Genomic DNA, 15,331 nt, shown 5'->3' with positions numbered 1-15,331 from the left:
GTTAAGGACATTAAATGCTTTTGAGACCTCTAAAATTTAATTTTTAAATAAGACAAGAGCGATTCTTAGAATAGCTCTTTTGTATGAAAAAGGTTTGATAAAATTAATCCATCTTAATGGTCACCATATCCGACATCATCTAATTTGCCTCTGAAAACTTTAAATTGAATGATGAAATATACAATCACCAATACTGCTGCTACACAGAACCAACCTATCCCAACAGATAAACCATATTCGTTTGCGGATACATTCTGTATAGTTAAAGAAGGATTTACCGCATTAGTCGAAGGTAGTAATATGGGGAACATGGAAGCTATAGTAGATCCAAAACTTCCAAAAATAAATAAGGATGAATAAATAAAACCGGATAAATCTTTTGTAAATTTTTTAATTCTAAACTGTCCAAAAAGACCAACTGCAGCAATAAGAGGGAAGATCCACAACCAATAATAAGTTTCAAAATTATGTAATGATATTGGTTTCACATCATGCCATACGTAAGCGGATAATATTACTAAAAACAATAAAACAAAATTGAGTTTAAAAATTACAGTTTTTAGACGTATACTCAGGGTGCTTGATGTTTTAAGAATGATCCAATTTGCACCATGAATGGTCAGGGTCACAACTGCGACAAGACCCAATAATAAAGTGAACCAATCAATCACTCCTTGATGTTCGGCCAATGGATCAAATGTTGGATTCCATAAGGCTAAAAAGAAATAATGAGGTTCTTGAGTAGATACACCATTTTCAACCATACCAAGATTAACTCCTCGAACGACATTTCCTAAAGCTGCTCCAAAAAATAGAGCGAGTAATAGACTCGCCAAACCGAACAATTTATCCCACATCAATTCCCACATCCGGTTATGAACCTGTCCTCTTAATTCTAGACTGATCGCTCTAAAGATAAGCAACCATAACACAAGCATAAGGGGTAAGTAAAAACCACTAAAAGCTGAAGCATATAAGGTTGGAAAAGCGAAAAAAAGTACCCCTCCCGATGCGATGAGCCAAACTTCATTGGCATCCCAAAATGGTCCAATGGAATTGGTTACAGCTTTTTTTTCTTCTTCTGTTTTAGCAAAGAAAAGATGAACAATTCCTGCTCCAAAATCGTAGCCATCGAGAATGACATAGATTCCGAGCATAATCATCAACACAACAAACCAAAATATTTCCATAGCTAATTATTTAAAGCAATTTGGGATTCAGGACCTTTTCTGATGATTTTTAATACCAGCATTAAAAACAATAATCCCAGTAGTATATAAAGTCCTACGAATCCTAAAAGTGTGAATAATGCATTTCCAGAAGAAACGGTAGGTGATACACCATCTACCATGCGCATCAGGTTATATACCAGCCATGGTTGCCTTCCTAATTCAGCTGTATACCAACCTGCAGTATTGGCGATATAAGGAAATGGAATCATAAACATGAGGATCCATAGTAGCCATTTCGTTTGAAATAGTCTATTCTTCCAAAGTAAAAAAGTAGCTGTTAACATGATCGCAATAAATATGGTTCCAAGACCAGCCATGATGTGGTAGCCATAGTATAATCCTGGAATATTTGTAGGGTGTATAGATTCATCAAATTCATTTAAGCCCTTAATTTCAGCATCCCAGCGTTGATAAGTAAGAAAGCTAAGGACATTTGGAACAGCAATTTTGTTATCTAATTTTTTATTTAGCATATCAGGCTGACCGATAAGAACAATTTCAGAACCTCCTTTTTCCGTTTTGAAAATGCCCTCCATGGCAGCAAAAGTGACAGGTTGATATTTGACTACATTTTTTGCAGCCATATCACCTGTGGGGAACGCAACCACAATAGAAGATATGACTCCAAAAATAACTCCAGTCTTCACGAATATTTTTCCAAATCGACTATGCTTGTTACTCAGCAAGTAAAAAGCTCCCACTGCAGCAACAAAGAATGAACTGGTGATCAGAGAGCCAGCTTGATTATGTAAATATGATGGCCAGAGCCAAGGATTATTGAATAGAGCTGTAAAGTTATTTAAGACAAACTTCCCATTTTCTACTATTTCATATCCCACAGGATATTGCATCCAGGAGTGTGTAGCGATAATAAGGAAACCACTTGCCCAAGATCCTATAAATACCATCAACCCAGAGAGAAAATGGAGTTTATGACCAAGAAGCTTTTCCCCAAATAGAAACATTCCTAAAAAAGAAGATTCTAAAAAAAAGGAAAACATACCTTCCATGGCTAGTGTTTGTCCGATAATACCTCCCGTCAACTCAGAAAATTTGGCCCAATTTGTACCAAATTGAAATTCCATTGGTATTCCTGTAACCACTCCCATTGTAAAATTCAAGGCAAAGATTTTCATCCAAAATTTTGCAGCATGATTGTAGTCATCAATTTTTGTGCGTAAAAATTTCCATTTGAAGTAAACAATCATTAAAGATAATCCCATCGTCAATTGCGGAAACAGGTAGTGAAAAGTGATGGTAAAAGCAAACTGTAACCGATTGTAAAGTATCATGTCTTCCATACGACATTTTTGTAGGTTGAAATATAAATTAAATATAACTGTTTTTTACTTAAAACTCCATGTTAAAATGCTCTTTTTTATGGTATAATTTAAGGGAATATTAGTTGTTAAAATGTCTCATGAGTAAGCATTATTATTGGATAATTTCAAATATTTATTTTATATTTACCTATCAGTCAGGTTAAAATTGATTTGAGTGTAAACCTAAAAAAATCTCCAGGTTATAATTAAAATACAAAATAATAAGCATGCAGATGTCTTTGTCAACATGTGCATGTATGATAATAGTATGTTTAATAAATTATAAATAAATATGAACAAGAATTTTTTAATGATAATGAGTAGTTGTATGCTGTTCTTTGCATCTTCAACTTATGGACAAACGAAAAGACAAAGCTCTTTCATACCAATTTTTGATGGAAAAACATTTAATGGATGGAAAATCCTTGGAGGAAAAGCAAAATATACGATTGAAGATGGTGTGATTGTAGGCGAAATGGTCAAAGGAGTGCCAAATTCATTTTTGTCAACAGAAAAGGAATATGAAGACTTTATTTTAGAGTTGGAATTTAGAATTGAAGGAACAGAAACTAATTCTGGGATTCAGTTTAGAAGTAATTATGATCCACAGGGAAATAATGGTCAAGGTCTTGTTTTTGGTAAGCAGATGGATATTGATCCAAGTGAGCGAGCATGGACCGGTGGAGTATATGATGAAGGTCGGCGAAACTGGCTTTATCCGCTGGATTTGCAGGAATCTGCTCAAAAAGCTTTTAAAGCAAATCAATTTAATAAAGTACGTATAGAAGCGATTGGTGATGAAGTCCGTATATGGTTAAATGATATTCCTACCGCCACTGTAATTGATACACTTGATAGAAAAGGAATAATTGCATTGCAAGTGCATAGCGTACCAGATCGTTTGGTTGGTCAGAAAGTGTATTTTAAAAATATAAGAATTAAAACAGCAGGCTTGTCATTCACCAAATTGCCTCAAGATATGTTTGTTGTTAATCTCAAAAAAAACAATGTATCATCTCAAGAAAAGAAGTCTGGCATCAACTTATTGTTTAATGGTATAGATTCAAAAGGATGGCGTAGTATAGATGCAAATCATTTTCCAAAAAAAGGATGGGAAATTAAAGATGGTGAAATAACTGTTTTAAAAGCTAATGGAGGAGAGTCAACTAATGGAAGGGATATAATAACCGATAAACAATATAGCGCTTTTGATCTTTCATTTGAATTTAAACTAACTCCAGGAGCGAACAGCGGTGTGAAATATTTTGTTACGATGCAGGAGGAGACGAAAGGATCGGCGATTGGACTTGAATACCAATTGTTGGATGATGAAAAACATCCAGATGCTAAAATGGGTAAAAATGGTAATCGTACCATGGCATCTTTATATGATTTAATTCCTTCGCTGAAACATGTGCGCGCACCACGACCTATAGGTGAATGGAATAGAGGACGAATTATGGTTACACCAGACAATCAAGTCACACACTATTTGAATGGTATAAAAGTATTGACTTATAGACGAGGTTCGCCAGAATTTAAAGAGCTTGTAGCAGGGAGTAAATATAAGGATTGGCCAAATTTTGGAGAGGCTGAAAAAGGACATATTCTGTTGCAAGATCATGGTGATGAGGTTCATTTTCGAAATATTAAAATTAAGGAATTGAAATAATGAAGCAATTATCAAGAAGAAATTTTTTACGTAACACAGCTTTTATAGGGGGTGGATTATTGATGTCAAACGCAGCTCTTGGAAATGTAAAATTAGCATCGGCAAATGAAAGACTGAATTTGGCATGTGTAGGAATAGGAAATCGAGCAGCAGAAGTGATCAAAGAACTTTACAAAACAGGTTTGTGTAATGTTGTAGCATTATGTGATGTTGATTTAGAAGCTCCACATACTTTGGAAATATTAAAGATGTTTCCTAACGTACCCCGCTTTCGAGATTTTAGGCAAATGTTTGATAAAATGGGTGGACAAATTGATGCGGTATCTATAGGTACTCCTGATTTTGCACATTTTGCAATTACCATGATGGCTATAGACATGGGGATTCATGTATACGTAGAAAAACCGATGGCGAGTACATTTTGGGAAACAGAGCTTATGATGCAAAAGGCTCAAAAATTTAATAAAGTAGTTACTCAAATGGGCAATCAGGGACATTCGGAACCCAACTATTTTCAATTCAAAAGTTGGCAGGAAGCTGGTATCATCAAAGACGTGACACGCATAGATGCACATATGAATTTTGCAAGACGTTGGCATACTTGGGATGCTAATATCAAAGGTTTTCCATATCCAGAACGCATTCCCTCGACGTTGGATTGGGATATGTGGCAGATGCAAACTTTAGGTCATGATTATAATAAAGACTTTGTTAACGGACAGTGGCGTTGTTGGTTTGATTTTGGGATGGGAGCTTTGGGAGATTGGGGAGCACATATCTTGGACACAGCACATGAATTTTTACAATTAGGTTTACCTCATCGTGTAGAAGCAGTGAAACTTTTGGAGCATAATTCTTATTTCTTTCCGAAATCATCCACGTTGAAATTCAAATTTTCCAAAAGAAAGCATATGCCAGCTCTTGATATCAATTGGTATGATGGATTGGACAATTTACCAGAAATACCATCAGGTTATGGAGGTTCTAGCTTGGATCCAAATATACCAGCTCCTAGTACGGGTAAAGTAGAAACTGTGAAGTTGAACCCTGGGAAAATTATATATACTAAAGATTTGATATTCAAAGGAGGTTCGCATGCAAGTATCTTAGAGATTATTCCAGAAGAGAGGGCTCGTGAGGTAGCAAAACTTCTTCCAGAAATACCGAAATCACCCTCTAATCATTTTGCAAATTTCTTGAACGCCTGTAAAGGGCTAGAAAAAACACGCTCAAGTTTTGAAGTAGCAGGTCCATTGAGCCAAGTGTTTTGCTTAGGCGTCATTGCACAAAGATTGAATGCTAAGTTTGATTTCGATGCAGTTAAAAAAGAAATTCCTAATGATCGTTTTGCCAATGCTTTGCTCTATGGTCCTCCACCAGCAAAAGGATGGGAGCAATTTTATCGAGTATAAAATAAATTAGACCATCTAGAACAGCAAGTAGTTGCAGGATGGTCTAATTTTCTTTCTTTCTTTCTTTCTTTCTTTCCTTATTTCTTCTTAAAATGGTTTTACTTCAGGACTATTGAGGATTGATTGACAAATCAAATTACTTATATTCTTATCTATATTTAGGATCTCGTCATGCTTTTATACATAGGGCAAAAAGTATTAAATGATTTTATGTATTGCTGAATAGTAACTTATGTCTAAATTCATTTGAGAAATGATTATGATATGTTGAGATTAAAATTTATAATTTAATTAAGCAACTATGTTGCATTTGAATCTTGTTTTATTATATTTGCAACATAGTTGCAAATGCTATAACATTTAATGGTTGAATTATTAAACTGAAATCAAAATCAAATCATGAAAATTAAATTTATCAAACGTACTACTGTATTCGTGTTAACATCCTTAGGTCTTTTAGTTGGTATTGTATCGTGTAAAAAAGACGATGATACTCCAATAGTAGGTAAGGAAGTGAGAGCATCCTTACAATTTACTGAGCTTGAAGGAACTAAAGGAGCCGCTCACGGAGACCATTTCCATGGTGTAGCTACTGCAAAAGAAGGCGCTGTGATCAAAATAAATTTTGATGCTTCAGGTCAATCACTAGCGAGTAGTGCTATTAATCTAAATACTGAGATTGCCTATAAGGTCGACTTAAAAGTTTACGATGAAAATGGAGGCGAAATCCAAGATACTTATGTCAAGAATCTCACTACAGCAAATGAATATAAAGCTTTCCTAATCGGCGATAAATTGATCGCAAATGCAAAGTCAGAAACGAATGGTGGAGCGATTTTTCAACCACGTGATACAATTTATGCAGACGGAACAAAGGTTAATGGTAAATATGAAATGACAGGCTTGATGGCTTTCTTTACATTAGGAAATGAAAATAAAGGAAATACGAAGAAATTATCGTACATCTTACGCAAAATAGAACCGGATGTTAAAGCAAAGATTGAACGTGTAGATCTACTTGATCAGGCATATGCCACTAAATTCCAAGGCAAAAATATCTTAGAATTGACATTTGATATCAAATAAGTTCTCTAATGACTTTAAATTGAAAAGGAAATTAGAGAAATAGGCTATCCATTTTGGATAGGCAAGTACACGTATAGGAAAGGAGTTATCTATTTTTTTTGGACAGCTCCTTTCTTATTGATGTTTTATTGAATAGTAATGGTTAGCCATATCATAGCGTATTAAAAAATTATAGTTTATAATTTAATTAGTTATAAGAATTATTCTTCTGGTTTTTCTGGCGCAATCGTTAACGAGTTCTCATTAAAAGTAAATATCACATTCTTTCCTTGAAGTGAGGCTAGATAAACTCCCTCTTTCACTTAGGTCACATTTTTATCAAGTGTACAAGTTGGTTTTTTCTTGTCAGCACGCGATCTGACTTGTATCGTGATACTGCTGTCCTGTTCGCTTTTAATAGTAATACCAACCCAGTCAAATCCCTCCGCTCTTTGATCATATTCAGAAGTCACATAACTGCCATCTACGATTAATGTACCTGCAGTTTAAGCCGCTGTGGCTTGGATTTTGGAATTTGGTTGCTTACAACTGTTAAGTGTCAAAAGAAAAAATCCACACACAACGATGCTTTTTAGAATATACATTTAAAGTGATTTTATTGCTCCTAGTAATATCGCAAAAGACCTATCAGAAATAAAAATGTATTGGTTAAAAGTAGAATATCTTCATAGTAGGATTTATTTTTAATAGTTGAGGTAATATAGTGTCAAATCAGGTTAGTATTGTTGCAGTAAGTTGTTTTATATCCCATTCACTTTATGATCAAGTCAATGATTATTTGTAAGCATAAATCTGTACAGATCGTATTCGTATCGTTGTGTATTGTTTTTTAATAGTCAGATTGCAGAGTGAATTCTCCAAAAAATCCAGATCCAAAATTGTTTATTAATCAGGGACAGGTATATTATATGCCATTCGAGACAACAGTAGTTTTGGGACAGCAGTTTTTGGGAAAAGATCGTTTTATTATGCAGATGATCATACGCCGCGCCCTGTTGCTGAGCTCGCTGATCTTTATAACAAAGCAACGGCTCAAGATCATATTTTGATATTAAACGTAGGAGCTAATCGTGCAGGTCGGATAAAAGATTCGGATGTAGAAGTGCTAAAACAATTAAAAGTAAATCTGGGTTTATAATCGATCTATTAATTTTTGTTATACACCCAATTTTCAATTTGATCGAGATGGTTTTTAAATTTAGCAGATTATAGTCTTTTATCTAAGATAATATTAATTTATTACGATATTCACGAGGCGTTGAGCCTTTAATTTTTTTAAAAAACTTGTTAAAATTAGAGAGACTATTAAATCCGCAGTCATAAGCTAAATTGCTCACCCGATACTCTTCCTGATTAAGTAATTTACAGGCATGACCGATGCGAACTTCATTCACAAATTCAACAAATGTTTTTTGTGTTCTGTTTTTGAAATATCGGCAAAAAGATTGTTTATTCATATGGATCATATCTGCTACATCTTCTAATAGTATTTCTTTAGAAAAATTATTGAAAATATACTTTAAAATGATATCCATCCGATCGTTATCTTTTAAGTGATAGGTGTTGGTGTAACCCGCACCGGTAAGTAAATCATAATCTTTAGTTTGACTCAATACGTGAAGTATTTTTGTGAGCAATGTCAATCTCTGCAATACGTTTGCTTCCTCCGCTAATTCCATTAAAAGATTTTTGATTTGTAGTTTTGCTTCCCCCTTAAATCGCATACAGCGTTTACTGAGTTGAAAAAAATCAGCAAGTGTCTTGACATTTCCAAACTGTGAAAAGATATCGAGTATTTTATCGGGATGAAAAAAAAGTGTGATTGACTTGGCCTTATTTTCAGGATTAGAAGAGATGAAATATTCCCTACTGTTGTGCCAGACATGTGGAATATTAGAACCCACTAAAATAAGATCATCATGACCAAAACTCTCGAGACTATCTCCGATCATTCTAGTGCCTACACTCTCGACGACATAGTTTATCTGACATTCTTCATGAAAATGAAATAAGGTAGAAAAATAAGGTGAGGTGACAATTTTTGTATCAAATACATCATTTTCTTTACCCTCTAATATTTTAGCAGGAATCGGTTTCATAATTTGATATCACTTAAATATTTAAAAGCAATGTTCTATTGCCTGAATATTAACGTGAAATTTTTCATTATGCTAATATAACGCATATAATGGTGAATTGCCAATTGGTTTTTAATTTTTTTAGCAGCTACCTTAGTATTTATATACACGAGCTATATATCCTTAATGATAAAAATATCAAATTAATGAAATCAATTATAAAAAGTAAGCGTTACTCAATATGGGCAATTGGAAAAATTAGTCTTTTGTTATATGTGTTGCCCATACTTTCGACTGCCGTTTACGCACAAGATAAGCGTGATCTGTATCCCTTACAGTCTGATTTTGTTGATCTACGATTTGGTGTGATGCTGCATTTTAATATGGGGACATTTACCGATGAAGAATGGGCATCTCCAGATCATGATCCGCAAAAATTTAATCCTACCCAACTTGACTGCCATCAATGGGCTGATGCATGTCTTGCAGCAGGAATGAAATATGCGATTCTGACAACAAAACATCACGATGGCTTTTGTTTATGGGATTCGAAATATACGGATTACGATGTAGCCAGTAGTCCCTATAAAAAAGATATTGTTAGAGAATATGTAGATGCATTTCGTAGTCGTGGTATTAAGCCCTGTTTGTATTTTTCCATTTGGGATCGGCATAATGGTGTAGAAAATGGAGGACAGGAAGAAGAAGAATTTGTCATCAACCAACTTACGGAATTATTAACAAACTATGGAGAGATTCCACAAATTATCTTTGATGGTTGGAATTGGAAAATGGGTCACAGTAGAATCTCTTATCAGCGTATCTATGACCATATAAAAAAATTGCAACCCAACTGCCTAGTATCAGAACACAATGGAAATAGCAATTTTCAGACGGATCTTATCTATTATGAAGGCCCCAAAGGAGTCTTTCCTCCGGGAAATAATATCTTTGCTTCACAGATGGCTCTAACGATGACAAATGGTTGGTTTTGGCATACAGACTCACCTAAGAATGTGAAAAGTCTTGACTATACCCTTGACAAGTTACAGCGTCTCGAGCCATTGTATTGCAATTTTATGCTCAATGTAGCACCTAATCGCAACGGTCTTTTTGATAAAGAGGTGGTTGATCGCTTGGCTGAAATAGGAAAAAGATGGAAACCCAATATGAGTCGATTACCACTGCCAACTCAGCCTAAGACGATCAATAACTATATATTGCCAGCAGGGATCATCGCTTCTGCAGGTAAAGCAGTGACTCAACCGTCACCACCAGCCAGTGAAGGATCGCCTATTGCCGCATTACTGACACAGACTAATGCTGACGTTATGATTGATGGATGCAGCGATGAAATACCAGACAATGGTGGATTTTCTGCATTCCAGACCTATTGGAAATTTGAGCCAAATCCATCTCGTTATCTTATTCTTGATCTTGGAATCTCCAAAGATATCAGTAAGCTTTATTATCTCCCTGCACGATGGTTAGGGTATAATGGAGTGGTGACTAAATATCGTATTCTAACAAGCATAGATGGTAAAAATTATAAAAAGATCAATGAAGGAAAGTGGGAAAAAAACACCAATCTAAAGATTTTAGATTTTCTTTCAGTGAAAGCACGCTATGTGAAATTTGAAATTTTGGAATCTATTGATGAAGCTATTATAAGCGAAATAGGAGTTGGAAATTGATCTTAAGATCAATGATTGATCATCAATTTTTAGTTTAATGTATGATTTTTATAAAAGAAAAAATGAAAGCAATTATATTACAAGAGCCTGGCAAGTTTCAATATATGGAAAAGGAAAATCCGACAGAATTGAAACCCGATGAAGTCCTATTGAAAATTAATAAAGTATCCATTTGCGGTACAGATTTGCACGCGTTTAATGGTAAACAACCGTTTTTTACGTATCCCCGAATTTTGGGACACGAAGTGTCTGCTGAAATCGTAGCTACTGGAGATGAAGTTAACCAATTTACTGTAGGAGATAAGTGTACTGTGGAGCCCTACCGTAATCTTATGAATGATCAGGCGGTCTATAGAGGTAAAACTAATTGTGGCATTACGCTAACGGTTCTGGGAGTGCATGAGGATGGAGCTATGCAAGAATATATCACGTATAAAGCAAGTAATGTACACCTCGCCAATGGGCTTGAAGATGATCAAATTTCTCTAATTGAACCGTTTGCTGTTGCAGCACATGCAGTCGATCGAGCTAATATTATAGACGGTGATACTATTTTAGTAATCGGTGCCGGACCCATTGGCTTAGGTATTATTGCTATTGCGCGCTTATTGGGGGTCAAAGTCGCTGTTTTAGATCTTTCAAAATTTAGATTAGATTTTGTGAAAAATAAATTTCCTGATGTGGCAACCATAGTCTTGTCTGATGATTTGGAAAAAGATATCAAAACATCTTTCAATGGCGAACTTCCCACTGTAATATTCGATGCTACGGGAAATAAAAACTCGATGGAAAATTCATTTAATCTCATTGCCCATGGTGGTACAATCATTTTTGTCGGACTTTTTGTTGGACATGTTACATTTGATGATCCTAATTTCCACAGAAAAGAAATTACTTTAAAAGCCAGCCGTTCTGCTCGTGCAGTTGATTTTAAAAAAGTGATTCAACTGATGAAAGCAGGACTTATCAACACGAACGGATTTATTACCCATCGTATCCCATTTGATCATCTTATTGATAAATTTGATCATCTATACAATCCCGAAGAAAATCTTATTAAAGCTGTTATCGATTTTTAAAATATAAAAAGTGTCGATTTTTATGAATTTCTAGAGTCAAAGAATCATGTATTCAGAATCAAAAAATCTATGTTAACCAAAAATTAATAAAATTATGAATAAATCCATCCTATGGACAGCTATGTTAGGGCTTGTCTCTGTATATAGTCATGCGCAAGTGAATAATAAGAAAATACCTGTTAAAAGCACCTATGAAGTTAAGAGTACAGATCGTCCGGAAGATATCATATGGAAAGCCGTACATGTTGTGCCTACAGCAAATCAATATCAGGCTCTCAAAAATGAATTTATAGCTTTTATCCATTTTGGCCCTAATACATTTACGAAAATGGAATGGGGAAATGGTATGGAGGATCCTCAAGTTTTTGATCTTAAAACTTTGGATACCGATCAATGGTGTGAGGCTATGAAAGCTGCAGGAATGAAAAAAGTGATTATTACAGTGAAGCATCACGATGGTTTTGTGCTTTGGCAGAGTAGATATACAAAACATGGAATTATGTCTTCAGGATTTAGAGGTGGTCAAGGAGATGTACTGAAAGACTTAACCGCTTCTTGTCAGAAATATGGATTAAAACTGGGAATTTACTTGTCCCCTGCAGATCTTTTTCAGATTGAAAGTCCCGACGGACTTTATGGTAATTTAAGCGAGTATACGCAACGTACCATCCCTCGTGAAGTAGCTGGAAGACCATTTAAAAATAAAACGAAGTTTAATTTTAAAGTGGACGATTATAATGAATATTTCTTAAATCAGCTATTTGAATTACTGACGGAGTATGGTCCGGTACATGAAGTTTGGTTTGATGGTGCACATCCAAAGAGAAAAGGAGGCCAAACATATAATTATAATGCCTGGCGCGAGTTAATTAAAAAATTAGCTCCAGAAGCGGTTGTATTCGGAAAAGAAGGCATTAGATGGTGTGGAAATGAATCCGGAAACACTAGAAGTACCGAGTGGAATGTAATTCCTTATCAAGAAGATCCAGCAATACTTCAAAATTTCAGTGATTTGATGGATGAGGATTTGGCAAGCAGAGAAAAGCTTTTTAAAGGAAAATTTCTTCATTATCAACCCGCAGAAACCAATACTTCCATTCGAGAAGGATGGTTTTATAGAGATGATATACATCAGAAAGTGAGGAGTACAGACGATGTTTTTGACATTTATGAACGATCGGTTGGCGGTAATTCTATATTTCTTTTGAATATTCCACCCAATAGGGAAGGAAAGTTTTCACCAGAAGATGTAAAAGTTTTACATGAAGTAGGAAGTCGTATTAAAGAAACATATGGTCGTCATCTTTTGCGAGGAGCAAAAGGAAGTAAAGAAACATTAGATGGCAATCTGGAGTCCTTTACTGTACTATCCGATAAAAGTCCGGAATTGATTTATACAACTCCAAAAGCTATAAAAATAAATCGTTTTGTGATTCAAGAAGCAGTAAGTACGCATGGAGAGCGTATAGAAAAGCATGCTTTAGATGCCTGGATTGGTGGAAAATGGAAGGAGATCGCTCAGGCGACTAATGTAGGATACAAACGTATTCTTCGTTTTCCAGAAATAACAGCAGATAAATTCCGCATTCGAGTACTGGCTAGTCGGGCAACTCCCATAATCAGTGAGGTGTCGGCGCATTATGCTCCGGGAAGACCTCCACAACTGGTATTTAATCGCAGTATAGATGGTATGGTTACTATTGATCCTATGAAAAGTGAATTTGGATGGAATCCTCACGGAGAGGATATTCTTAAAAATCTAAATACCAATTATCAAATACATTACACATTAGATGGTAGTCAGCCTACCGAACAGTCACCGGTATATAAACAACAGATCTATGTAAAAGGCGGTCAAATAAAAGCTGTAGCCATCAGTGCAGATAAACGAATAGGAGCAGTTGCTGAAGAAACAATTGGTATTGCGAAAAAACTAGGAAAAATTTTAGATTTTACTAGCGAAGAGCCTAAGCATAGTGCAAAGATGGCTTTCGATGCAGATCCGAAAACGTATTGGCAGTCTAATAACGATGGTGCCACTCAGCATATTTCAATAGATCTTGGACAGCAGTACAATTTAACAGCATTTAGTTATACGCCACAAAAAGAGCATGGAAGTGGTATGATGGCTAAGGGTATTTTAAAAATCAGTAATGATGGAAAAAATTGGAATGAGGTCGAGCGATTTGAATTCGGAAATCTAATTAATGACCCTACAAAACGAACGCATCGATTTTCTAAAAACATTCAAGCGAGGTACATTCAGGTTGAATCCACTGAAATAACGGGTGGAGGAAAACTGCTTACTATTGCTGAACTGGATTTTATTGAGCAATAGCTTTGAGTTCGGTTCTTAATTTTTTTTAAAATCAATAAATAACAATTCTCGAGCTGTTATTTATTGGTTTTTTAAATTTGATCTGTCTGTATAATTTAAGATGTAGATGTGATATCTGGACTGAATTACCTTGATTTAAAACTCGCAAACCTAGTTTGGTCATTAATGAATGTAGTTGCTGTAAATTTCAAATTTTGAAAGATTAGCTATCTTTATAGTGAATGATTAAGTTTTTTATGTCGACTTCTTTAAGGTGTTCAACAGGGCTTTTATTCATTATTGGTTTAATTTAAAAATCGGAGAAGCCAAGCCCTCCGATTTTTAAAAATGATTTCTTTTCATTATCATTTACAACCTAATAGAGATTGTTATAACTGTTTGATAATATCAATATACGCTTTAGGTTCTTTAATAAATAGGTCATGTGGATAAGCCATTAATTCATTTTCTTTGTGCGTGCCGTAAAGAGAACCTACTGAATAAAGTACATTTGCATGGTGTGCAGATTGTAGATCAGAAGGGGTATCTCCTAAGTTAATTACAGATTTGCTGTCTGAAATATTAAACTTTTGCATCGCCAATTTGATCATATCTGGAGCTGGTCTGCCATACATCACATCGCTGCTGGATATGGAACAGTTAATGCAATTAGATTCTGTATTGTCTATACAAAGATAATTCTTGTCTAAGTCTTTATCCCAGCCTAGTTTTTGTAGAATGATGCCCGTTACTTTACGGTAGAAACCTGTTGTCAAAGCTATTTTAATATCCTGCTTTCTACAGAACTCGAATACGTCCAGTACGCCATCGTATGGCTTAGCTCCAACAGACTCATAATGATTTTCTAAGGTATGACAGAATAGTTGATAAGACTTATTTACTTGATCACGGTAGGAGGGATGATCAATACCAATTTCCTCTTTCCAGATCGTTTCAAATACTAAGATCTTTGACCAGCCCATCATACTATTTATTTTTTCCGGAGATACGTCTATGTTTGTTGCTTTAATGGCATCAAAGAAACATTTTTCTACTTCATTGTGGTCTTGAACTGTTGTTCCCGCCATGTCAAATACGGCTAATTTTACCTTACTCATGTTTATTAATAGATGTTTGCGGTTTTAAAAAGATATAATGATTGCGCAAGAAGCATAAAACCACAAAATGTATGAAGATCACTGCCACAAAGTGTAGCATAATTTATTTTAACCAGTATTTCGCCATCTTCAAGAGTGAGTATCTTACTTGATACTGCCCGAAGTAGTTGATGAGGTTTTTCAAAAACAAAAAAATTTCCTTGTATAGCCATGATAGTATGGTAAATATAACTTAAAAAGTTTTACAATACTAAACATTGTTTATAAATACTACATTTAATATATATTAAGTTTATATTAAATAGTTGATTTTTGCCTTTA

10 protein-coding genes are annotated in these 15,331 nt (G+C 34.9%); 6 read left to right on the top strand and 4 right to left on the bottom strand.

The window, feature by feature from the left end; translation table 11 throughout:
• Window positions 1-113 precede the first annotated feature (113 nt).
• Complete coding sequence (cydB, locus tag AC06G9_RS15215; protein WP_293927333.1) at window positions 114-1,190, bottom strand: cytochrome d ubiquinol oxidase subunit II; 1,077 nt, start codon at window positions 1,188-1,190, stop codon at window positions 114-116.
• A 2-nt stretch (window positions 1,191-1,192) separates the two neighbouring features.
• A complete protein-coding gene (locus AC06G9_RS15210) occupies window positions 1,193-2,533 on the bottom strand; it encodes a cytochrome ubiquinol oxidase subunit I (RefSeq protein WP_094772449.1) in 1,341 nt (446 codons plus the stop codon).
• Between the two features lie 313 nt (window positions 2,534-2,846).
• On the opposite strand from AC06G9_RS15210, the gene AC06G9_RS15205 reads away from it, so the two are divergent.
• The 3 genes from AC06G9_RS15205 (at window position 2,847) to AC06G9_RS15195 (ending at window position 6,724) form a co-directional block, all read left to right on the top strand.
• A complete protein-coding gene (locus AC06G9_RS15205; protein ID WP_094772450.1) occupies window positions 2,847-4,226 on the top strand; it encodes a 3-keto-disaccharide hydrolase in 1,380 nt (459 codons plus the stop codon).
• Complete coding sequence (locus tag AC06G9_RS15200) at window positions 4,226-5,638, top strand: Gfo/Idh/MocA family oxidoreductase (protein ID WP_094772451.1); 1,413 nt, start codon at window positions 4,226-4,228, stop codon at window positions 5,636-5,638. The genes AC06G9_RS15205 and AC06G9_RS15200 overlap by 1 nt, the downstream gene beginning before the upstream one ends.
• A gap of 399 nt (window positions 5,639-6,037) precedes the next feature.
• Window positions 6,038-6,724, top strand: coding sequence for a hypothetical protein (locus AC06G9_RS15195; RefSeq protein WP_480956615.1), 687 nt, complete (start codon window positions 6,038-6,040; stop codon window positions 6,722-6,724).
• Window positions 6,725-7,944: 1,220 nt separating this feature from the next.
• On the opposite strand, the gene AC06G9_RS15190 is transcribed toward AC06G9_RS15195, so the two are convergent.
• On the bottom strand, window positions 7,945-8,823 hold the full coding sequence (locus tag AC06G9_RS15190; RefSeq protein ID WP_480956614.1) for an AraC family transcriptional regulator: 879 nt from the start codon (window positions 8,821-8,823) through the stop codon (window positions 7,945-7,947).
• A gap of 185 nt (window positions 8,824-9,008) precedes the next feature.
• On the opposite strand from AC06G9_RS15190, the gene AC06G9_RS15185 reads away from it, so the two are divergent.
• The 3 genes from AC06G9_RS15185 to AC06G9_RS15175 all read left to right on the top strand — a co-directional run bounded on the left by AC06G9_RS15185 (window position 9,009) and on the right by AC06G9_RS15175 (window position 13,913).
• Window positions 9,009-10,496, top strand: a complete 1,488-nt coding sequence (locus AC06G9_RS15185; protein WP_480956613.1) for an alpha-L-fucosidase — start codon at window positions 9,009-9,011, stop codon at window positions 10,494-10,496.
• 62 nt (window positions 10,497-10,558) lie between these two features.
• Window positions 10,559-11,575, top strand: coding sequence for a zinc-binding alcohol dehydrogenase family protein (locus tag AC06G9_RS15180; RefSeq protein ID WP_480956612.1), 1,017 nt, complete (start codon window positions 10,559-10,561; stop codon window positions 11,573-11,575).
• Window positions 11,576-11,669: 94 nt separating this feature from the next.
• A complete protein-coding gene (locus AC06G9_RS15175) occupies window positions 11,670-13,913 on the top strand; it encodes an alpha-L-fucosidase (RefSeq protein WP_293927350.1) in 2,244 nt (747 codons plus the stop codon).
• A 368-nt stretch (window positions 13,914-14,281) separates the two neighbouring features.
• Here the strand turns inward: AC06G9_RS15175 and AC06G9_RS15170 are convergent, their stop codons facing one another.
• Window positions 14,282-15,010: an HAD family hydrolase gene (locus AC06G9_RS15170; RefSeq protein WP_094772455.1), complete on the bottom strand. Its 729-nt coding sequence runs from the start codon at window positions 15,008-15,010 to the stop codon at window positions 14,282-14,284.
• Window positions 15,011-15,331: the final 321 nt, after the last annotated feature.

This window comes from Sphingobacterium sp. MAE (genome assembly GCF_056711605.1).
The sequence above is the reverse complement of the archived record's forward strand: the minus strand, read 5'-3'. Positions and strand labels throughout refer to the sequence as shown.